This is a genomic window from Bilifractor sp. LCP19S3_H10 (assembly GCF_052119185.1).
Lineage (GTDB): Bacteria > Bacillota > Clostridia > Lachnospirales > Lachnospiraceae > Bilifractor.
Window position 1 is genome coordinate 1 of sequence record NZ_JBQKFT010000015.1, and the last position, 21,865, is coordinate 21,865.

Genomic DNA, 21,865 nt, shown 5'->3' on the forward strand with positions numbered 1-21,865 from the left:
AGCCAGGATCAAACTCTCATAAAAAAGATTGATTCGTTCAGAATTAACACTTGGCTAATTCATCCCTTTTTACTGTTTTAAAGGATCGTAATCAATTCGTTATCTCCCTGCAAACAGTTCGATAACCCGTTGAATACTTTCGATCGTTCAAACAAAAATTTTATAAAACTTCATTTGAATTTTCGAGGATGTGTTTTACTGTTCAGTTGTCAATGTTCATGACAGGATCAGTGTTTTATCGCATACATTGCAACGTTCTGATCCAGCGGAGATGAAGAGATTTGAACTCTTGCGCCGCTATTAACGACCTACTCCCTTTCCAGGGGAGCCCCTTCGGCCAGCTTGGGTACATCTCCATTCTGCTCGAATATCTCGACCAATTAAATTGTACTGCAATGCCGCGTTAATATTTCTCGCGCGAACAAATGATATGTTAGCACAACACATTTGTTTTGGCAAGCACTTTTTTCATTATTTTCATTTTCTTTTTCCCAGGATCAAACGAAACATCCAACTCCTATCTTTTTGCAGAGTACCGCGTCCACAGCACACGAAACGGCGCATGGGCGTGGGGGAATGCCAAAACAAATCTTAAACGATTTTTATTAGTAGAGATACGTATTGGAAGATACCTCTTCCAGAACCTTAGCGGCTGTTTTACCGGTCTCTCAGATACAGCTTCGGGTCCGATCAACCGGCACATAATCCGGAATATCCGTTCCCGCATACCTGCTGATAAACGACGCCAGAATATGTCCGGTGAGCCCCCAGATTACTCCCATTTCGGTTCTGTAGAAATATACCAGGTGTTTTTTCGAATGCCACGGGTAATTTTTTCCATCGGGAATCAATTCAAAGGGAAAATCTTCGGATGGTTGCGTAACAACGTGTGCAACATAGGTTTCTGGTTTGTGCTCCCGGAACCAGTCAAGCGGAACCGTAAAGGTATGATCCACTTCATCGCCGGACCAGGTATTCTGATAATCACGAAGGACTCCTACCACCGGCCACACCGGGGCACCTGCCGGGCCCATTACTCCGTCCATCTCTCCAAGAATCTCAATCTGGCTGCTTCCGACCAGAAGTTCTTCCTTTGTCTCCCTGACCGCCGCCTGCACTGCATTTTCTCCTTTTTCAAACCGCCCTCCCGGTAAGCAGATTTCTCCCGGCTGTGCATGAAGAGAGGAGGCTCTTTTCTCAAACAAAATTCTCACCTCGCCATTTTCTTCAAGCAATGGAATCAGGACAGCCGAAGTCTGCCGCATCGGATATTCGGGATATCCCGGAGTTCGGCCAAGAAATCTGTCCCGTATTCTTTTCTCTTCCTGTATGATCATGTTTTCATCCTCTCTGATCATGTTCTCATTCTCTTTGATCACATTTTCCTCCACTATTTTCTTCCCGGCAGTGTCTGTACCGGAAATGCCACGGGTACACAGTCTGTCTGATCCGAAATTTATATCACGCTATACAGGAAGCAGCGCCGTCATATGATCCGAACTCAATAACCGTGTAAAAATGGTATAAGCCCGGAAGCTATGTGCCTCCGGGCTTATAAGCGCAGCGTGAGGGATTCGAACCCCCGTGCCGTTTCCAGCAAACGGTTTTCAAGACCGCCTCGTTATGACCGCTTCGATAACGCTGCCTGCAAAATATGTATGACCTGCCGTTTCTCAACGACAGATCATACTATACCATACGATTTTGTATATTTCAACGGATATTTCAGCAATTCAGGTTTTTTTCTCCAGAAAACGCTCGGCAATATCAAGATCTTCCGGCGTAGTGATCTTTATATTAAAGTAATCTCCCTGGAATACATGCACGTCGCTGTTGCCCATCTCCTCCAGAACCATGGCGTCATCGGTGATTCCATCCTTATCAAACATCTGCAGGGTGTCGTATGCCTTCCGGATCAGATCGTATCGGAAAATCTGCGGAGTCTGCACGCTCCAGACCTTTGTCCGGATCGGAGTTTCCGATACGACGCCTTTTTCGTTCACAATCTTTATGGTGTCCTTAGCCTGCACCGCACAAACAGCAGTACCGTACTGACGTGCCGTCTGATACCCCCGTTCGATGATGTCACCGGTGACAAAGGGACGGACGCCGTCATGTATAAAAACGTAATCCGCATCCACACAGGCAAGCAGGCCGGCATAAACGGACTCGTAGCGCTCCGCCCCTCCGATCACCAGCCTGGATACCTTTGTGTATCCGTATTTCTCTACGATATTTTCCCGGACATAATCTGTCGTATCTTTTCCGACAACCAGAATGATCTCATCGATTCTCTGAGAATTCTGAAACACGTCCAACGTATATGCCAGCAGAGGTCTTCCTTTAAGTTCCAGGAACTGTTTGGATACCTTTCCGCCCATCCTCCTGCCGCTCCCGGCGGCAACGATCACAGCCGTGCATTTTTCCAGATTTGCAGCCATATGATCTCCCCTCTCCGTGCGGGACTGCACATTTTTTAACATTCTTCTCTTGTCCGTGCGGGACTGCACATTTTTACATTTTTCTCTTGTTCGTGCGGGACTGCACATTTTTACATTTTTCTCTTGTTCGTGCGGGACTGCACATTTTTTACATTCTTCCATTGTCCGTGCAGGCTGCGTGTGTTCAGTGCTTTTTCCTTCGCCCGTGCGTCTTGCATGACTCCAGTTCACTGTACCTCACCCGTGCGGGCTACATGTCTTCAATGTTTTTTCATCTTTCCCCGAGCTTGAGATTCGGCACGGCATTCAGGTCCCATCCGCTCCTCGCGCCCTTCTGGAATTCATAATATCCGGCAACCGCGATCATTGCCGCATTGTCCGTACAATATACGGGTGACGGACGGTAAAACTTCATCCCGTTCTTTGCACAGGCCTTCTCCATCGCTGCGCGAAGCGCGGAGTTCGACGCCACACCGCCGGCTATCGCAAACTTTGTCACATGGTAATCTCTGGCGCCGCGCATAGCTGTGTCCACAAGTGAATCCACAACCGCCTGCTGAAACGATGCCGCGACATCCGCCTGATTCCACTCCTGATGCATCATCGTGCACTTGTTCAGATAATTCAGGACCGCAGATTTCAGGCCGCTGAAGCTGAAATCATAGTCCGTCATCTCCTGATTCCCTCTGGCAAAGGTGAGCGAAGTCTTCCCCGTATCTGTGACATGAGACCTCGGGAATTCTATAGCGTGCGGATTTCCCTCTTTTGCCACCTTGTCAATCTTCGGTCCTCCCGGATATCCGAGGCCGATGGCTCTTGCCACCTTGTCAAACGCCTCGCCGGCTGCATCGTCTCTCGTCCTGCCGAGGATCTCGAATTCCCCGTAATCCTTCACGATGACAAGATGCGTATGTCCCCCGGAGATAATCTCGCACATAAACGGCGGTTCCAGGTCCGGATGCTCAATATAATTAGCACTGACATGCCCTTCGATGTGATGCACGCCGATCAGTGGAATGTTCTTCGCGTAGGCGATTGCTTTTGCCTCCGCCACACCTACCAGGAGCGCCCCCACAAGACCAGGTCCATACGTCACAGCAATTGCGCTGATATCGTCCAGTGTTACCCCCGCATTCTTCAGTGCGAGACGAATGACCTGATTAATTTTCTCGATATGCTTCCGGGACGCAATCTCCGGGACTACGCCTCCGTATATGGTGTGGAGATCAATCTGTGAGGAAATCACATTTGACAGGACCTCCCTCCCGTTTCTGACAACAGCAGCGGCAGTCTCGTCACAGGAGCTTTCGATTCCAAGAATCAATGTATCTGACATATTCTTCTCCGTCATATTCAATGCCCGGACCGGAAGCCGGGATTTCTTGTATTTCCGACGTCCGGACCGGAAACCGGATTTCTTGTATTTCCGACATCCGGACCGGAAACCGGATTTCTTGTATTTCCGACGTCTGGACCGGAAGCCGGGTTATTGGTTATTCCTCATCAAATTTTAGTTCTGCCGTTTTTCCGTCTTTTCCGAGCTCTGTCCGCGGAAAAACCTTCTGTACCTCTTTAATATACCACTCCGGATGCACCATGGACGGGGAAAAATGAGTAAGCCACATTTCTCCCGGATCTGCCTCTGCGGCGAGACCAGCCGCCTCATACATTGTCATGTGCTTATGCTCCCTGGCCTTCTGTTCTTTTTCCGGTTCTCCGTACATTCCCTCCAGAATCATCAGATCCGATCCCTCTCCGTGCTCCGCGATCTGCTTTACTGGTCTGGTATCTGTGCAGTACGTTACCTTAAGTCCTCTTCGCGGAGGTCCCAGAACCATGTCCGGCGTGTAAACGGTGCCGTCCTCCTCCATCGTCTCGCCCTTCTGCAGAGGATTCCAGAACTTCAGCGGTATATTTGCCGCTTTTGCCCTTGCTGCGTCAAACCTGCCTGCCCGTAGAATTTCTACGTTGTATCCGTAGCAGATCATATTGTGCTGAACTCGAAAAGCTGTGATACGGTAGCCGTGCAGTTCAAAAATCTGCTCCGGTTCAGTAATCTCAATCATTTCTATTTCAAACGGAAGCTCGGGCGCGATGACCCTCAATCCTCCGATGACCCGGTGCAGTCCCTTCGGTCCGATCAGCGTCAGCGGTTCCGTTCTGTCCGCATTGGCCATTGCAAGAAGGATTCCCGGAAGACCGCTGATATGATCCGCGTGAAAATGCGTAAAACAGATGATATCAATCGGCTTAAAGCTCCATCCGTTCTCCTTCATCGAAATCTGTGTTCCTTCGCCACAGTCGATCAGCAGACAGCTTCCGTTATATCTCGTAAGCAGAGACGTCAGCCAACGTTTCGGAAGCGGCATCATCCCGCCGGTGCCCAGCAGACAAACATCTAACATGTAATAACCTCTTTTTCTGTAAAATCTGTATGTTAATGTACCACAACCCTTACGTTTTGCCAACGCAAGATTATTCTGAGGAGCAGAAAAAAAAACGTAAACGGCGGCAACGAGATAAAACACGCTGCGCGAGTTTTATCTCGCTATCGCGACGCTCGCCGCACACGAATACTTCGCATTCGGCTGCGGCTCACTGTTCGCGTAAAAAAAAGATGAGCACCTATGTGCCACATACGCGTCACATAAGTGCTCAAATCATGTATTTTTTTCAGCGGATGGCATCCTTCATGCTTTTTACATAGCTGTAGATATATGGTGCGGCATCTTCTCCATACTTTGCCACAAGCCTGACAATTGCGCTCCCGACAATGACACCGTCCGCAATGGATGCCATTTCCTTCGCCTGCTCCGGCGTATTGATTCCGAACCCGATGGCCGCCGGAATCTCCGTGACCTCTTTGATGTGTCCGAGAATGGAACCGAGATCTGTCGTGATCTTCGATCTTACCCCGGTGACTCCCATGGACGATACAACGTAGATAAAGCCGCGCGCCTCGCCGGCAATCGTCCGGATTCTCTCCTCTGATGTCGGAGCAATCATGGAAATCACGTCGACGCCGTGCTTCGCGGCGATATCCGCGCACTCTCCCTTTTCTTCATATGGCATATCCGGGAGAATGATTCCGCTGATCCCGACCTCTTCACAGCGATTAAAAAATCTCTCATATCCGTAGTAGAATACAATGTTCAGGTATGTCATGAATACAAGAGGCATATCTGTTTCCTTTCTCAGATCCGCCACCATATCAAAGACCGTATCCGTAGTGGTGCCTGCCTCAAGAGACCGGAGATCCGCTTCCTGTATCACGACACCTTCCGCGATCGGATCCGAAAACGGAATGCCGATTTCGATCAGATCTGCCCCTGCCTTTTCCATCGTCAGGATAAATTCCTTCGTTTTTTCGATGGATGGGTCGCCTGCGGTGATAAATGGGATGAATGCCTTGCCGTTTTTAAATGCGTCTGTTATTTTTTTACTCATCGATATCCACTCCTCTGTACTTTGCAATAGATGCCACATCCTTGTCACCGCGTCCGGACAGGCAGATGATGATAATCTGATCCTTGTCCATGGTCGGAGCAAGTTTTCTCGCATAAGCCACCGCGTGTGCACTCTCAACGGCAGGTATTATTCCCTCCGTACGTGAGAGGTACTCAAAGGCATCCACCGCCTCATCATCGGTCACCGGAACATATTCAGCACGTCCGATACTTTTCAGATACGCATGCTCCGGCCCGATTCCCGGATAATCAAGGCCTGCGGAAATCGAGTACACCTTATCGATCTGTCCGTAATCGTTCTGGCAGAACAATGATTTCATTCCGTGGAAGACGCCAAGCTTGCCGACCGCCATAGTAGCCGCCGTTTCTCCTGTGTCCACACCTCTTCCTGCGGCCTCGCAGCCGATCAGTCTGACGCTCTTATCCGGAATAAAGTTATAAAAGGCACCGATTGCGTTGGAGCCGCCGCCGACGCAGGCCATCACGACATCGGGAAGTCGTCCTTCCTTTTCGAGGATCTGTTCCCTTGCTTCCTTTGAGATAACCGACTGGAAATCACGGACGATGGTCGGGAACGGATGCGGTCCCATGCAGGACCCGAGCACATAATGCGTGTCATCCACGCGGCCTGCCCATTCGCGCATTGCTTCGTTAACAGCATCTTTCAGGACCATGGAACCGCTTTTTACATGATGAACCTTCGCACCGAGAAGTTCCATCCGGTAGACGTTCAGCTTCTGCCTCTGGCAGTCGAGCTCTCCCATGAAGACCTCGCACTCCATGCCAAGCAGCGCGGCTACGGTAGCTGTCGCCACTCCGTGCTGTCCGGCTCCGGTCTCTGCAATGACCCTTGTTTTTCCCATCTTCTTCGCGAGAAGCACCTGTCCCAGGCAGTTGTTGATCTTGTGGGCTCCCGTGTGGTTCAGATCTTCTCTTTTCAGATAGATCTTTGCTCCTCCGAGGTCCTTCGTCATTTTCTCCGCATAATAGAGGCGGGATGGACGGCCCGCATAATTCTTCATCAGCGAATCCAGTTCCGCCACGAATTCCGGATCATTCTTGTAATGGTTGTAAGCCTTCTCAAGATGAATCAGTTCATTCATCAGTGTTTCCGGAACATATTGCCCTCCAAATTCACCAAATCTTCCGTTTTGATTTGTCATTTTTTCCTCCAGTTCATAATACGAATATCATATGGTCGTTTCCTGAATAATCTCGCCACAGATCTACGCAGCAGCCGGCAAAATCTATCCCGACGGATCTACGCTGTGACCTGTTGGTTAATTACGCTTTGTAATCTTCTGTAAAATCTACCCCAACGGATCTGCTCAGCAGCCGGTGCTGTCCTGCCTTCGCAGATTCTCAATTGCCCGGCGGATTTTTTCCGGATCCTTTACCCGGTCCGTCTCTACGCCGCTGCTCAGATCCAGGCAATATGGCCGAAACCGTTCCGCCGCCTCGCGGATGTTTTCCGGTGTGATGCCGCCGGCCAGAAAAAACGGCCTGCCGATATCCCGAATCAGCTTCCAGTCAAATCGCTGTCCGGTTCCGGCTCCGCTGTCGAGCAGCACATAATCCGCGATACTTGCCTTTGCGCGAAGCATGTCCCTCTCCGACGAAATCTTAAACGCCTTGATCACAGGCACCAGGGTATCCTGAAAAATCATGACCTTCCGCAACTGCCGGATATAATATTCGTCCTCGTCTCCATGCAGCTGAACAGCATTGATAATTCCTTTTTTCAGGTATTCCGCGATATACTCATAGGGCTCATTCACAAAAACGCCACAGGCCGTGATCGAGGGATCCAGCATACCCCGAAGCTCCGCCGCCTGTTCCATCGGGATGTACCTCCAGAAACGGGAGGTACAGATGAAACCGATCGCATCCGGTCTCCAGCGGTTCGCCGCCCGGATATCCTCTTTCCTGCGCATTCCGCAGATTTTTATCTTGTACTGTTCCTTGCGCTCTTCCTTCAAATTTTCCTCCGTATTCGTGTATTTCTTTGCAAATACTGCCGCAGAATCCCTTGCCTCAGCATTGGACATGTCAATCAAAATTTTTTATCTTACGAATATGTTCCTGTCTTTCGAATATATTCCTGTCTCTAATATGTTTTAGTCTTTCGAACAGTTTCTTGTTATCTGGCGGCACACTCCCGGCGAAGCAGGTCAAGCTCTGCTTTCTTGTCCGTGCTGCGCATCAGAGTCTCCCCGATCAGCACGGCATCTGTGCCGTTCCGGAATAGTTCTCCGACATCCTCCGGGGTACGGATCCCGCTCTCGGACACATAGAGAACTCCCTTCGGTATCCGGTCTCTGAGCCTTACAGAGTTCCGGACATCAACCGTAAAATCCTTCAGATTCCGGTTATTTACACCGATGATCCGCGCTCCCGCACGCACTGCCGTCTCAACCTCCTGTTCATCGTGGGCTTCCACAAGCGCAGAGAGCCCAAGCTCCTCCGCGATCTCCCGAAATTCCCGGATCTGCTCCTCGCTCAGGATAGCACATATCAGAAGTACCGCTGAGGCTCCCATCACTCTGGCCTGCCAGATCATATATGGATCAATGGTGAAATCCTTTCGAAGAACCGGTATATGCACCTCAGCAGCGATGTCTTCCAGATACCTGTCACTGCCCAGAAAATAATCCGTCTCTGTCAGACAGGATATCGCGGACGCGCCAGCCTCCTCATACTCTCTTGCGATTTTCAGATACGGAAAATCCGGCGCGATCAGTCCTTTTGACGGCGACGCCTTTTTGACCTCACAGATGAAGGACATCCCCGGTCGCGCAAGTGCCGCCTCAAAGGGGAATCCGCTATCCGCGTTCATGGACTCCGCCCGACGGCGAAGTTCCTCCGGAGGAATCTTTTTCTTTTGTTCCCGGATGCGGTTTCCTGTGGCTTCCGCCAGATCGTCTAATATCATATCATGTATCCTCCCTGTCCAGGCTGTTTCCTGAATCCGCGTTGTCTTTCTATAGTATATATCTTCTCTATCCCGGTTGCTTTTTGAATCCGCGTTGTTTTATTCATTGGATTCTCGGATATAAGCATCCAGAATTTTTTCTGCGCTCCCATTATCAATCTGTTCTGCGGCCTTCCGGATTCCCTCTTCGATGCTGGCGGCTTTTCCCGCGACATAGATTGCGGCTCCGGCATTCAGAAGCACCGCGTTTCTCTTTGTTCCCTGAATCTTTCCGCTCAGGATCTCCCTTGTGATGCGCGCGTTTTCCTCTGCGGTGCCTCCCAGAAGCTCCTCCTTTTTGCCGCGTGCCAGGCCGAACTGTTCCGGTGTGATGACCATCGACCTGTAGTATCCGTCACGGAGCTCACAGATTGTGGTCGGAGCGCTTGCGGAGATCTCATCCAGACGATCCTGTCCGTACACGACGAGCGCGCGTTTTACGCCGAGTTTATCCAATACCTTGGCAATCGGTTCCACCAGATACTCATCGTACACACCGAGGAGGAAGTACTCCGGATTTGCCGGATTCGTTAGCGGCCCAAGAATATTAAATACGGTCCGGATGCCAAGCTCCTTGCGGATCCCTCCCACATATTTCATGGCTGTGTGATATTTCTGGGCAAAAAGGAAACACACTCCCACATCTTTCAGAAGACGCAGTGCCTTCTCCGGATCCTGATTGATATTCGCTCCGAGCGCTTCCTGGCAGTCTGCAGTTCCGGAAAGTGAGGAAGCCGCGCGGTTTCCGTGCTTCGCGACCTTTACCCCGGCTGCCGCAATGACAAAGGCGCTCGTTGTGGATATATTAAAGGTATGGGACTTGTCGCCGCCTGTTCCCACAATCTCGAGGACCTCCATCCCGGGATGTCTGACCGGAGTCGCGTGTTCTCTCATTGCCTGCGCGCATCCGGAAATCTCATCAATTGTTTCTGCTTTTGCGGATTTTGTGGATAGTGCGGCAAGAAAAGCAGCATTCTGGGTCTGCGTCGTCTTTCCACTCATGATCTCATTCATAACGGTATAGGCTTCGTCATAGGTAAGATCCTGTTTGTCTACAATTTTTTCAATAGCTTCTTTGATCATTTTCGTTCCTCCTGTCCGGCTGCACTATTCTTCACTTCCTATGCTGCTCTGCTCCTCTTTGCTTTTCTATCTGGTTCCCCTATTCTTCGTATCTCTATGCCGTTTTGTTAATCTTCGCCATGTTCTTTTGCAGCGATTCCGCTGCTCGTCAGAAAATTGCGAAGCATCTGTTTTCCCTCCGGCGTCATAATCGATTCCGGGTGAAACTGCAATCCGTAAATTTTTCTTTCGATATCTGCTACTGCCATAACCTCCCCGTCGTCGGCCCTTGCGATTTCCCTGAGATGCGGCGGAAGCGTGTTCTCGATAACTGCCAGCGAATGATACCGCCCGACGGTCACCTCCTCCGGAAGCTCTGTAAAAATCGGTGCCGTCACGTCAAGCTTCACCCGGGACTGCTTACCGTGCATCAATTGTTTCGCATAAGAGATCACGGCGCCTGATGCTTCACAGATCGCCTGATGTCCGAGGCACACCCCGAGGATCGGCACCTCTCCTCCCATCTCTCTGACAACCTCTTCGCAGACACCGGCATCCTTCGGCTTCCCGGGTCCCGGTGACAGGATGATGCAGTCCGGCTTCATGTCTCTGATTTCCCCGACGGTTTTTTCATTATTCCGGATCACCTGAATATCCGAATTCAGAGCACCAATCAGCTGGTAAAGGTTATAAGAAAAACTATCGTAGTTATCAATTAACAGAATCATTCTTCTTCCTCCGCTTTCTCAAGAGCTTCTACAACAGCCCTTGCCTTGTTCCGGCATTCCTGATATTCCTTCTCGGGTACACTGTCTGCCACGATTCCTGCACCGGAACGAACGAATACCTTCCCGTTCCGCTTATAAGCCAGCCGGATAGCGATGCAGACATCCAGGTTCCCCGTGAAATCCACATACCCGATTGCGCCGCCGTATATCCCTCTTTTGTCATGTTCCAGCTCATTGATCAGCTCGCAGGCCCGGAATTTCGGGGCTCCGGAGAGCGTTCCTGCCGGAAGCACGGAATCTACCGCATCAACAGCCTGCCTGTCATCGCGAAGCTGTCCCTTTACCGCCGAGCCGATGTGCATGACGTGAGAATACTTCTCAATGCACATATATTTTTCGACCTCTACGGTTCCAAATTTACATAACCTTCCAAGATCATTCCGCCCGAGGTCCACCAGCATGTTGTGCTCCGCCCGTTCTTTTTCGTCGGCCAGAAGCTCCTTCTCTAAACGCTGATCTTCCTGATCGTCGCGTCCTCTCGGCCTTGTTCCCGCCAGAGGAAATGTACGAATTTCCCCGTTTTCCACCTTCACGAGCGTTTCCGGAGAAGCGCCGGCAATTTCCACATCATCACCGGAAAAATAAAACATATAAGGAGACGGGTTTGTCGTTCTCAGAACACGATACGTATTCAGCAGGCTTCCCTCATATGCCGCCTTCATTGGATTTGAAAATACAAGCTGAAAAATATCCCCCTCCCGGATGTAATGTTTTATTTTTTCCACCTTCCCGGTGAACTCCTCCAGGGAGAGCTTCGGCTTCAGCGGCTCAAGCAGATGTCCCGCAGGCACTTTCTTCGGCTTCCCGTTCCGGATGATGTTCTCCATTTCATCGAGCTGCAGGATTGCCTTATTGTAATCGGTTTCCATGCACTCCGTGTGGATGTTGACAATCAAAAGAATCTTCTGGCGGAAATTATCGTAGCAGATCAGCTTGTCAAACAGCATCAGGTTCACATCATCAAACCTGTCCTCATCCGGCGCATCCAGCTTCAGCTCCGGTTCTCCGTACTGTATATAATCGTAGGAAAAATAGCCCACCAGTCCGCCGGTCAATGTGGGAAGCCCGGGAATCCGGGGTGATCTGTTCTCATGAATAATCTGTTTGATGTAGATGCCCGGGTGAGCGGTCTCCATTCTGATTTTGCCCCCGGCATTCACGGTCAGGATATGATCCTTACAGGAAATCTCCATCGACGGATCAAATCCAAGGAACGTGTATCTGCCCCACTGACGGCTGTCCTCTACACTTTCCAGAAGAAAACAGTGCGTACTGACATTCTGCAGAGCTCTCAAAGTTTCCACCGGGGTCCGGATATCAGAGAGAATCTCTCTCGTCACCGGAATTCGCTTGTAATCGCCGGATGATGCAATCCTCTTCACTTCTTCGAATGATGTCTGCTTCATAACCTTCCCTCCGTAATCAAATTCCCTGATACCGCTTACACATGCACCGAGTCGTTTACACCAGGCTGCATGCCCCAGGTCTCCTTCAATTTTTTCGCCGCACACGAATACTTCGCATTCGGCTGCGGCTCACTGTTCGCGTAAAATAATAAACCCGCCCATGACAGATTTTCTTCTGTCAAGGGCGGGTATAATCGTACAGTTTCGATTCCCGTGGTGCCACCTTGTATTTGTGTCTCCACACACTCATGAGATACCATCATATCTCCGGCATGTAACGTATGCCCTGCGTCAGAAGCTACTTATACCATAACCCGTTTTATGATCCCGGTATTTTCACCCTGCCCTCAGTGGTCCATTTACGGATCAGCGTCCTGCCCGGCTCGCACCTCCCCGGACTCTCTGTGAGTGCCCCATCCGCTTTATCTCCACTTCATCGGTTTAAACTGATGTAGTCTTAAATTATGTTGATATTAAACCACGTTTCACAGCTTCTGTCAAGAAAACTTTCTGAGAAATCCGCACCAAATTCGCATCTAAAATTCGTGCATTGCCGGCCTGTAATGCGCACGATTTTCCCACCTGATTTTTCGCTTTTAAAGCAAGGATGATAAAGCTCACGACTTTTCATTTACCTCGCGGTTTCCCTGTGGTATTCACGCACCCAGCCGCTCAGCAGGGAGTTTACATCTCCTTCCGGCTTGTCTACTTTCAGGTTCCTGATTTCTTCTGCCAGGGATTCTCTGGTTCCGTTATCCGCCTTCAGATCATCCGCCAGCTTTTCAAAGGCTTCTTCTCCTTTTGCCAGATAAACAGCGCAGAGATAGTTTTCCACTGTTTCCCTGGAATGAATACTGTTATAGGCTTCTCTAAGACATTCGACCGCTTCATCCATCTCGAAGAGTCTCGCATATGTGACTCCCATATTGTTGTATACCGTCCCGAGAAACTGCTCGCCGAGTCCTTCCATGTCTTTCATCGCAAGGATCCTCTTGTAGTCCTCGATTGCCTTTGTATATTTCCCGTAACCCACCAGAGAATCGGCCCGCAGACGCAGTCTCTCCGGTCCCGGCAGCTTCCGGTTGGCTTCGAGAGTTTTCTCAAAATTCTCACGATCCTGTACATAAATCCATCCCGTCTCGGCGTTCAGTGCGTGCAGCATTCTTCCAAGCGTCTGCACTCCCTCTCTGCGGATTCTCTCCAGAGACCTCACAAAGTTACGGTCCTCCAGCTCCTCTCCAATCCATCCGATCAGGGCATCGTCAAAAAAACCCTCTTCGACCAGAGCCAGATTGTGGTCTGCAAAATAGCAGAGCTCCTCGATCGAATAGATATTCAGGTCAATGTCACGAATATAAAAAGGATGTTCCGCCCTCTTTACCTGACATAACACAGCCATGCTCATTCGTCTCATTCCTCCAGAATCTCATCATGCAAAAAATCTCTGCACAACCTGCCGATGTTCATCTGTCTCACTCCTCCAGAATCTCACGCCAGACTTTCCCGGTTGCCGGATACATGTCTCCGAATCCCAGGTCTTCTACTTCGATGACACAGCGTTTTGCAGATTCACATGTCAGGTGAATTCGAAGACGGGTCGTCCCGTCCGGACGGTCATCGAGCTCAGGAAGCTGCATCACCGATACCTTCTGATCATTCTCATCCATGCGGTTGATCAAAAATCGAAGCTCATGCTCCTTGCCGATCAGAATGATCTCACAGACCTTGTCCGCCTCATACCAGTTCACTCCCGCGGCGATCAGAGGATAATAGGTCTCCCTCCCCTGAATGTTCATCTTCATGCCGATATTATTGCGGATGATATCATCCCCAAGATACAGACAGTCCGGGAATTTTCTCTGAACAACCTTCTCCCGTGCCGTATAACAGGCGCCTCTCGCATATAGGTTGTCAACCACAAACACCTTCCGTCCCGCCCGGCACAGCAGTGCAATGGATCGGCCCGCCCACGCACGGTCAAAAGTATCGCCCATCAGGAAGATACAGGAATACATATTCTGCCGCAGCGACGCATTGATCATATTATAGAACTGCTCATCCCAGAGACTTCTGTCCTGTTTCAGACAGATCGTTATCCCCTCTTCCATTGTAAAAGTCACCGGCCTGGTCTGTGGATTCATATTCATCGACAGAAAAGATACCTTTTCCTCCTCGAAAATAAAAAATCCAACATTCCGGTTCCAGAGCTCTCTCTTCTGATAAATCGTGTGATAAAAACAACTCTCCTTATAATCCTGAAGAAAGGCGCGTGCCTTTGCGAGGCCAAGCTCCCGGTAGATTGATTTCACCAGATGCACCACCGGGCGGGTCAGGACAGGAACCGTGATCGTGATGCCCGCAATCTGTGACTCCGGATCACTCAGGCCAAGTGTGTACAGTGCCTTCCTCATGGTCTCCGCGGCTTTCTGCTCAAGCTCGTTTCTCCGCCGGTTTCTCTCCTCTTCGTCCGGAAAATCATGAACCAGACTTTCGATTCCGTCGAGAATCTCCCGGAAGGAGACCATGTCATTTCCGACCTTCATCGGCGCGGTGACCGTATTTTCTTTCTCACGTTCATAGTAACAGATCTGCGGCTGATTTCGATTGAGATCTATCCCTACAATCAATTCTCTTTCGCTCATCTGCTCCCCCTCAATTCATCAGCTTCAGCAGCAGCTGATCCTGCCGTTCTGCTCTGATAACTTTGCATCTGTCCCTCCTCAATCCATCAGCTTCAGGAACCGGCTGACAAAGCATTCCTGTCGCAGGTACTGTTCCTCTGCTTCCCGCAGTTTTCCGTCATCTCCCTGATCCCGCGCCTCAAGCATGCGGTTGAGAAGCCGGAACTTCGTTGCGCCGGAAGTGTCCATGTCTACAAGAGAAACCTCATAGGTATCGGAATCGCTGATTTTTCCATCGTCCATGACACTCATGTAATAACGCAGGCTCTCTCCATAGAACAGAAGAAACTCCTTCACAAAAATGCCATGGTAGACATTATTCATCGGCTCGCTGATCCATTCTGTCTGTTCGCCGTCCTGTTCCTTCAGCTGATAATGAAGAATTACCCGGCTTCCCGGTCGGAACTGATCCTGGACAAACACCTTATCCTCGATCTGATATGCCTGAATCAGCCGCTTCGGAAGCTTGTGATAGAATTCAAAACGGAGTCCCTTCTCGTCCATCTGCTTCAGCAATACGCCGGCTCTCTCCATCCGTCTGGCATCCAGCGTATCCAGAGTAGAATAATACCGCAAAAGTGCCAGCTTGCAGATCGTATAATCGACCTCTCCACGGTCCATTGCACTTTCCATAGTGACAATTACCGGGTCGGATATCCCTCGTCCCCCGAGGAAATAATAATCCGAAAGATAGGCCAGGAATGCCGCTGTTACCTCCGGTCTTCCCTGCTGACGGACGTAATCACAAAGAATTTTTCCCTCGTCATCCGGGAACTGATGCGTCCGGATTGACTGCAGCAGGATCCGCTCGTCGAGACTGAGCGTCTCCAGCTGAAATCCCTTCAGCTTTCTCCAGAGTCTGCACAGATTCCGGACAGAGCCCCGGTAATGATCCCGGAGATAACTCAGCATGACCTCATCGTATTTTTCCTTTTTAAATACATACTCAGTCAGCTGCAGCAGCTTCTCCCCGTCCTCTCCGTCACCGAGAATCAGCCGGCTGGACAGACGCAGCAGGAGCCTTGTGGGTACACCTTCACATCCGAATTCGGATATCACATGAAAGGCTTCCTCATATCTGCCCTCGCGGATCAAAAGCACGATCGTGCTCACTTTATCCGCCTCCGCATAACAATTGATTTCCTCCTCACTCATGTCCCGCGGAAGTACCTCTTCATCGGGATGAGCCATGTCATATTCCAGAAGCTTCCTCCGCAGAATTTTGCGGTACTCATCGGTAAACGCCTCATCTGTCACTGCCATCCGGTAAGCAGAAACCGTGCGGCTGTTGACGTCCATCTGAAACGCCTTCTCCCGGCAGATGGAAAGCTCAGCCCCAGGATGACTCACGCCCTGCTCCAGAATCGCATGCGCACTGTCCCTGGCGTCCATCAGCCTCGTTACTTCAAAAGGAATGGTTGTCGCGTACCGCCGATGATGCACATCCTCCATGAGCACAGCGGCATCATCGGTATAAATCCGGGGATAAGCCACCCCGTCTTTCACTGTCTCCGTTTCCTCTTCTTTCAGTGCGTAATGACTCACAACCACCTGCCGTACCATCGGATCCGTGACCGTGACCTTATGTACAAACAAAACATTCCCGAGCAGCTCCGCGATCTCCGGCGATTCCGGTTTCCGGAAATACTGCTGGTAAAGAACCGCGTAATTCTCGTTCATGCGTCCCTTTCGCAGAGATTCCATCGCGAACGTCCGGATATAACGCCCATAGTTCAGAAAACTGGTATCGTCTTCCTCCCGGTTCAGTACGATACTGGCATAGAGCAGTGCACGTTTCTTCTCCGCAAGCTCGGTATTTGTCGCAAAATACATCAGGATCTGCTGTGGAAGTCTCTCCGCCGCCGGCTTATGATATGTCTCCATATAGTATTCATAAAGCCTTGTAATACGGAGATCATGAAGCACTGCCTTCTCGTACCACGGGAAGCAGCGCGAATCCACCGGATTTCCCTTGATCAGCAGCTTGCAGATCGCCTCAAGAACCGCATCGTTCGGATATTTTTGGTACCCGGCAGAAAGGATCCGGTACAACGGCCGGTTAAAATTCTTCTCGTTATCGCTCAGAAAAGCAGTTCTCTGAAGCAGTCCCTCGGTGATAAAATTGTGCTTCAGGCCGAAATTCAGAACCTGAATCATGAACGGTGAAAGTCTGCGCAGGAGAGACTCCTCCCTCGCCAGAAGGTTCCACGCATCCAGGTACAAAAAAGGACTCATGGATCCGGCGTTGAAGCAGTCCTCATATTCCTGCATGCGGTCCGCCGAATTTATGATCTCTGTGTTCTCCTCCTGATGGCAAAGTTTCAGCAGAAGATAGCTTCCCGGATTCTTCCGGTAGTATTTTGCAAGAAGCGGAAGAATGTCACGCTTCTCCTCAGGCAGCAGCCCCACCTCCTTTGCCAGCGAGAGATAAATTCCCTTCTCCTCGCTGTTCGCGGGGCTGACCCGACCGTCTTTCATAGGCCACAGCCGCTCCATTGCCTTACCATTGTCGTCTCTGGAAAACTCAAGATAGGCAGCATAAAGAATTGCGGCGGAATCGTCTGGATTCTCCTCGAGCATCTCATGCACCGTCATGGAAGATGACTCCAGCCAGCTGCGGTAATCCATCTTGTGAAGCTGAAGGCTCAGAAAATCTCTCATCAGCCAGGCGACCTTCCTGCTCCGAACTGCAGATGGAAGGATCTCCGACTCCTCTTTTCGGGATGCCTCAACAATATATTCGAGATTCTGGTGAACACTGCGGATCCGGATTTTTCCAAACGATTTTCCCTCACCGAGTCTGTCACTGTGGACAACATATTCCAGTCCGTAGACCTTCCCGATAAAGTCCTCGGTGGTAATCACCTTTTTCGTCACCTCGAGGAAATCGCCCTCCACCTCAACCTCAAGCCGGATGTATCCCCATGTATTGCGATAGACATACAAGGTATCCTTCTGAGATACATCCAGGTGATATACCGCCTTCTGCTGCTTATCGAGAGTGATCTCGATTGGCTCCTTCTTGCCGGTCGAGACGAGAAATTCCTCAAGATGCTGGTAGGTAACCGGATTGTGTGACATCCCGCGGTACAGTCCCAGATACTGCCGGTTGTTCCCGTTCAGGATTCTCGCAAATCCCGGATCCGTAAACATCAGAAATCCCTCCCTAAGACTTTTCTGGCAAAGCCTGGAGAAATCATCCAGTGTCCGGACCTCCGATTCTTCTCCATCTCCCGGAACATCCACGATCTCCGCGTACACAGGATATTCTTTCTCGGCAATATTGCTGCTGACCAGGATACTGCCACGGATACTCTGCCCGGAGAGCAGCCCTTTGGTAATCACAAGGAAGCTGATCTCACAGTCCTCTCCCTCAAATTCCGTTGTCAGAAGATGAATCCTGTAATCCTCCGACAATACGCTTCCCCGGATGGTACTGCCGTCCGATGCGCAGACATGAAAGGTCCCTCTGCGGACCTCTCCCTCTCCTACAACAATACGATATTCTTCTTCAGAGAAAACCAGCTTCGGAAGATCATACACGAACCCGGCTTCAATTACTCCGTCCTTATTCTTCAATACTCCCACCTTATCCTAAACGGATACGCGTCATGCCGTCCTTTTCCGGAAAGACTGCCCGGGAGAACCCGGTCTGCCCCGAACAGCACATACGCTTGACGAATATCCGCATTCGAATTAAACTTAGTTCCGAATGAGAACGCCTTTTGGAGTCTCATCCACATTGAAGTATACAACATCCACAGAACCTGCGCAATGTTCTGACCGGTGCACGTGATATCTGTTCATGTGTATGTGCAATTGACAAGGCAGAAAACCGCTCTAAGTTAGAAATCGAGGTGTCATCTATGGCTCAGTTTACATTGAAGCACAAGGATCATTTTCACGGAAGCGACCTGGAAAAAATAGAAGAGATCTACCATATCCCAAAGGAAAAAATCACCAGCTTTTCCGCCAACATCAATCCACTCGGAATCTCCCGCAATCTTCGGGAATCTATCAGCGAGCACATCGACGTCATTCAGACCTATCCTGACCGGGAGTATAAAGACCTTCGAAAAGTGATCGCAGAGTACGCGGGCACCACCTACGAAAATGTCATTGTCGGAAACGGATCCACTGAACTGATCTCCCTGATGATTCAGGCAGATGCACCGAAAAAAGCAATGATTCTCGGTCCCTCCTATTCCGAATATGAAAGAGAAATATCTCTGAGAGGCGGCCAGACCGTCTATTATCCTCTGAAAGAGGAGGAGGATTTTCAGCTGAATCCGGACGATCTCTGCCGTCATCTGACGGACGACCTCGATCTCCTGATTCTGTGTAATCCGAACAATCCGACCTCAACCGCGATCTCCAACGATAAGATGCGCACCATCCTCGACGCCTGCATGGTTCACGGCATTTTTGTGATGGTGGACGAGACATACGTAGAATTTACGCACGCAGATGAAAAGATCTCCTCGGTCCCACTCACCGACTCGTACACGAACATCGTCGTACTGAGAGGCACTTCCAAATTCTTTGCTGCTCCGGGTCTCCGTCTCGGCTACGCGATCACCGGCAACACAGATCTGATCCGTAAGGTCATCTCCCTGCAGAACCCCTGGTCTATCAGCTCCATCGCCGAGGTCGCCGGAAGGCTGATGTTCGGCGATACGGAATATATCAATCAGACACGTACTCTGATCGACACCGAACGCACCCGGATCTTCCGGGAACTTCAGACCTGGAATTCTATCAAGGTATACCAGCCTAAGGCGAATTTTATCCTCGTCCGGATTCTCCGCGAGGATATGGACGCGGACATTCTCTTCGACCACTGCATCCGGAAGGGACTCATGATCCGCAACTGCTCCACCTTCCCCTTCCTCTCCAACAAATACTTCCGGTTCTGCTTCATGAATCCCGAAGACAACGACCGCCTCCTCGCCCAACTCCGCAGAGACGTGAATGTATAAGCTCTTCGAAAACATATCCAGGATCGTCACACGCGAAGCGTGTGTAAGAGACTGGATATGTTTTCGAAGGCAACAAGCATGAGCACGAAGGGACGCGCCAGCGGCACGAAAGTGTCTAAACCATCTCATTGATCACGCCGCTGCGGTAAGCCTTCAGCAGTTCCTTCAGCTCATCAATCCTCTGCTTCAGCCGGCATCCGATATCTGTATCGCTGACATGAAGCCTGTGCGGCGCGTTCATAACCAGAATCCTGTCTCCGTGAATATCTGTCTCGTTCCGGACGGCGTCCTCCGTAGAGGTAAAAGGCTTCAGCGCCACCAGCTGCATTCCGTACGAATTGTAGATGAGAGTATACCCTGCAATTCCCGTCTTGCCCTGATATGCTTTCGAAAAACCTCCGTCGATGATGAGCACCTTCCCGCTGCATTTCACGGGACTTTCGCCGGAACTTTGCAGCACCGGTACATGTCCGTTCACAATATGCGCGTCATCTGGAAGACCGAATTCCCGAAGAACCCGGTTCATGATCTCCTCATTGTTTAAAAGCTGGTAGTACGGGTTTTTATGCTCGACATGTGTTTCCTTCTCCGCGATGAAATATCGCTCAAAAGTCGCCATTTTATCCTTCCCGAACAGAGGCGACTGCGGGCTGCACCAGATCCAGTAGATGATATCACGTCCTTTTTTCCTCTCTTCTTCGTTTACGGCGAAAAACGCCTTCCGGACGTACTTTTCCAGCTCGTCGTACAGCTCCCTCCCGCACAGTTTTTTCCCGTACACGTCTACCTTCATAAATTCTCCGTCTCCGGTCAGCGGCATACAGCCATGATAGAGAAGATTGTTGTTGTAGATACAGTACAGTTTTCCCTTGTTCAGGAGAAGATTCATATGCTGATAGAGCTTCTCACACTGCGTAAACGCCCGCTGCATCCGCTCCATCACTTCCGTCTCATCCACCGTCAGGCGATACGGATCCGATGGATCAATTGTCGGAAAATTATGATCAAGAAGTGCGTATTCTTTTCCATCCAGCCGTATGACCCCTCTTTCGTAATCAATCTTGTCAAGAAGCATACGGTCCTCCATATGGAACTCCGGACGCTCTCCAAAGAGCTGTCCCTCCAGCTTAAACTGAATGATGGAAATCGCCTTGTGCATTCTCATGTTCAGTTCATTTTCATTGGGCAGCCGGGTGCTGTTTTCTCCCTTCAGCCTGAAGAGAGAACAGGGATCATCGCCGTAGACCCGGGTGGCAAACGTTGCCAGAGGGATCATATTGATGCCGTATCCGTCCTCCAGAATGTCGAGATTCCCATATCTCGCACAAATTCTGAGAACCGTGGCGATACAGGGCAGCGATCCTGCGGAAGCTCCCATCCAGACAATGTCATGGTTGCCCCAGCAGATATCCAGAGAATGATAGCTCATCAGACGGTCCATGATTCTCTCCGGACCCGGACCCCTGTCATAGATATCACCCAGAATATGCAAATGATCTACAACCATCTGCTGAATCAGATGGCAGAGTGCCACGATAAAATCTTCCGCTCTCTGGATATCGATGATCGTATCAACAATAGAATTATAGTACGCCTCCTTGTCCAGAACATCCGGCTTCTCCGTGATCAGCTCCTCGATCACATAGGCATAGTCTTTCGGCAGCTGCTTGCGCACCTTTGACCTCGTATATTTGGAGGATGCCTTCTTGCAGATCTGAATCAGCCGGTACAGAGTGATTTTGTACCAGTCATCCATGTTCTCTTCCGTCTGACGTATGAGTGCCATCTTCTCATTCGGATAATAGATCAGAGTTGCCAGAGCGCTCTTGTCTGCCTCACTGAGCGTATGGTCGAACACCTCATCGATCTTTTTCTTTACGGAACCGGAGCCGTTTTTCAGCACATGCGAAAAAGCCTCATATTCTCCGTGGATATCCGTGATAAAATGCTCGGTACCCTTGGGCAGGTTTCGTATAGCTTCCAGATTTATGATTTCTGTTGACGCAGCGGCAATGGTCGGATACAGCTCCGCCAGCCGCTGCAGGTATCTCAGTTCCAGATTTTCCATGT

At 50.2% G+C, this 21,865-nt stretch carries 16 protein-coding genes and 2 tRNA genes; 1 reads left to right on the forward strand and 17 read right to left on the reverse strand.

Features of this window, described 5'->3' with window-relative positions; translation table 11 throughout:
• Positions 1–266: 266 nt before the first annotated feature.
• From ACTQZS_RS11360 to ACTQZS_RS11435, 16 genes are all read right to left on the reverse strand, one after another.
• Positions 267–356 (reverse strand) — tRNA-Ser (locus ACTQZS_RS11360).
• A 312-nt stretch (positions 357–668) separates the two neighbouring features.
• Complete coding sequence (locus ACTQZS_RS11365) at positions 669–1,379, reverse strand: NUDIX hydrolase (protein ID WP_441475905.1); 711 nt, start codon at positions 1,377–1,379, stop codon at positions 669–671.
• 180 nt (positions 1,380–1,559) lie between these two features.
• Positions 1,560–1,645 (reverse strand) — tRNA-Ser (locus ACTQZS_RS11370).
• A gap of 88 nt (positions 1,646–1,733) precedes the next feature.
• Positions 1,734–2,441, reverse strand: coding sequence for a 2-C-methyl-D-erythritol 4-phosphate cytidylyltransferase (gene ispD, locus ACTQZS_RS11375; RefSeq protein WP_441475906.1), 708 nt, complete (start codon positions 2,439–2,441; stop codon positions 1,734–1,736).
• 271 nt (positions 2,442–2,712) lie between these two features.
• On the reverse strand, positions 2,713–3,792 hold the full coding sequence (gene tsaD, locus ACTQZS_RS11380) for a tRNA (adenosine(37)-N6)-threonylcarbamoyltransferase complex transferase subunit TsaD (protein ID WP_441475907.1): 1,080 nt from the start codon (positions 3,790–3,792) through the stop codon (positions 2,713–2,715).
• Positions 3,793–3,934: 142 nt separating this feature from the next.
• A complete protein-coding gene (locus tag ACTQZS_RS11385; protein ID WP_441475908.1) occupies positions 3,935–4,846 on the reverse strand; it encodes a ribonuclease Z in 912 nt (303 codons plus the stop codon).
• A 268-nt stretch (positions 4,847–5,114) separates the two neighbouring features.
• Positions 5,115–5,888, reverse strand: a complete 774-nt coding sequence (trpA, locus tag ACTQZS_RS11390; protein ID WP_441475909.1) for a tryptophan synthase subunit alpha — start codon at positions 5,886–5,888, stop codon at positions 5,115–5,117.
• Positions 5,881–7,071: a tryptophan synthase subunit beta gene (gene trpB, locus ACTQZS_RS11395; protein ID WP_441475910.1), complete on the reverse strand. Its 1,191-nt coding sequence runs from the start codon at positions 7,069–7,071 to the stop codon at positions 5,881–5,883. The genes trpA and trpB overlap by 8 nt, the downstream gene beginning before the upstream one ends.
• A 165-nt stretch (positions 7,072–7,236) precedes the next feature.
• Complete coding sequence (locus ACTQZS_RS11400) at positions 7,237–7,956, reverse strand: phosphoribosylanthranilate isomerase (protein ID WP_441475958.1); 720 nt, start codon at positions 7,954–7,956, stop codon at positions 7,237–7,239.
• Positions 7,957–8,048: 92 nt separating this feature from the next.
• On the reverse strand, positions 8,049–8,840 hold the full coding sequence (trpC, locus tag ACTQZS_RS11405) for an indole-3-glycerol phosphate synthase TrpC (protein ID WP_441475911.1): 792 nt from the start codon (positions 8,838–8,840) through the stop codon (positions 8,049–8,051).
• A gap of 99 nt (positions 8,841–8,939) precedes the next feature.
• Positions 8,940–9,962, reverse strand: coding sequence for an anthranilate phosphoribosyltransferase (gene trpD / locus ACTQZS_RS11410; protein WP_441475912.1), 1,023 nt, complete (start codon positions 9,960–9,962; stop codon positions 8,940–8,942).
• 107 nt (positions 9,963–10,069) lie between these two features.
• Positions 10,070–10,669: an anthranilate synthase component II gene (locus ACTQZS_RS11415; RefSeq protein WP_441475913.1), complete on the reverse strand. Its 600-nt coding sequence runs from the start codon at positions 10,667–10,669 to the stop codon at positions 10,070–10,072.
• Positions 10,666–12,135, reverse strand: a complete 1,470-nt coding sequence (gene trpE, locus ACTQZS_RS11420) for an anthranilate synthase component I (RefSeq protein WP_441475914.1) — start codon at positions 12,133–12,135, stop codon at positions 10,666–10,668. The genes ACTQZS_RS11415 and trpE overlap by 4 nt, the downstream gene beginning before the upstream one ends.
• Before the next feature lie 631 nt (positions 12,136–12,766).
• Positions 12,767–13,540, reverse strand: a complete 774-nt coding sequence (locus tag ACTQZS_RS11425; RefSeq protein WP_441475915.1) for a hypothetical protein — start codon at positions 13,538–13,540, stop codon at positions 12,767–12,769.
• A 67-nt stretch (positions 13,541–13,607) separates the two neighbouring features.
• Complete coding sequence (locus ACTQZS_RS11430; RefSeq protein WP_441475916.1) at positions 13,608–14,777, reverse strand: DUF5716 family protein; 1,170 nt, start codon at positions 14,775–14,777, stop codon at positions 13,608–13,610.
• A gap of 78 nt (positions 14,778–14,855) precedes the next feature.
• On the reverse strand, positions 14,856–18,395 hold the full coding sequence (locus ACTQZS_RS11435; protein WP_441475917.1) for a DUF5717 family protein: 3,540 nt from the start codon (positions 18,393–18,395) through the stop codon (positions 14,856–14,858).
• Positions 18,396–18,682: 287 nt separating this feature from the next.
• Here ACTQZS_RS11435 and ACTQZS_RS11440 point away from each other — a divergent pair, with 287 nt between their 5' ends.
• A complete protein-coding gene (locus ACTQZS_RS11440; protein ID WP_441475918.1) occupies positions 18,683–19,795 on the forward strand; it encodes a pyridoxal phosphate-dependent aminotransferase in 1,113 nt (370 codons plus the stop codon).
• A 115-nt stretch (positions 19,796–19,910) separates the two neighbouring features.
• On the opposite strand, the gene ACTQZS_RS11445 is transcribed toward ACTQZS_RS11440, so the two are convergent.
• Positions 19,911–21,863, reverse strand: coding sequence for a fructose-1,6-bisphosphatase (locus tag ACTQZS_RS11445; protein WP_441475919.1), 1,953 nt, complete (start codon positions 21,861–21,863; stop codon positions 19,911–19,913).
• Positions 21,864–21,865 lie beyond the last annotated feature (2 nt).

Bases quoted from the DNA above. Each gene is read 5' to 3' on its own strand.
- trpA (WP_441475909.1), bottom strand. From the start codon at position 5,888: ATGAGTAAAAAAATAACAGACGCATTTAAAAACGGCAAGGCATTCATC.
- trpD (WP_441475912.1), bottom strand. From the start codon at position 9,962: ATGATCAAAGAAGCTATTGAAAAAATTGTAGACAAACAGGATCTTACC.
- tsaD (WP_441475907.1), bottom strand. From the start codon at position 3,792: ATGACGGAGAAGAATATGTCAGATACATTGATTCTTGGAATCGAAAGC.
- ACTQZS_RS11430 (WP_441475916.1), bottom strand. From the start codon at position 14,777: ATGAGCGAAAGAGAATTGATTGTAGGGATAGATCTCAATCGAAATCAG.
- trpC (WP_441475911.1), bottom strand. From the start codon at position 8,840: ATGATATTAGACGATCTGGCGGAAGCCACAGGAAACCGCATCCGGGAA.
- ispD (WP_441475906.1), bottom strand. From the start codon at position 2,441: ATGGCTGCAAATCTGGAAAAATGCACGGCTGTGATCGTTGCCGCCGGG.
- ACTQZS_RS11400 (WP_441475958.1), bottom strand. From the start codon at position 7,956: ATGTCCAATGCTGAGGCAAGGGATTCTGCGGCAGTATTTGCAAAGAAA.
- ACTQZS_RS11385 (WP_441475908.1), bottom strand. From the start codon at position 4,846: ATGTTAGATGTTTGTCTGCTGGGCACCGGCGGGATGATGCCGCTTCCG.
- trpB (WP_441475910.1), bottom strand. From the start codon at position 7,071: ATGACAAATCAAAACGGAAGATTTGGTGAATTTGGAGGGCAATATGTT.
- trpE (WP_441475914.1), bottom strand. From the start codon at position 12,135: ATGAAGCAGACATCATTCGAAGAAGTGAAGAGGATTGCATCATCCGGC.
- ACTQZS_RS11440 (WP_441475918.1), top strand. From the start codon at position 18,683: ATGGCTCAGTTTACATTGAAGCACAAGGATCATTTTCACGGAAGCGAC.
- ACTQZS_RS11415 (WP_441475913.1), bottom strand. From the start codon at position 10,669: ATGATTCTGTTAATTGATAACTACGATAGTTTTTCTTATAACCTTTAC.
- ACTQZS_RS11425 (WP_441475915.1), bottom strand. From the start codon at position 13,540: ATGAGCATGGCTGTGTTATGTCAGGTAAAGAGGGCGGAACATCCTTTT.
- ACTQZS_RS11445 (WP_441475919.1), bottom strand. From the start codon at position 21,863: ATGGAAAATCTGGAACTGAGATACCTGCAGCGGCTGGCGGAGCTGTAT.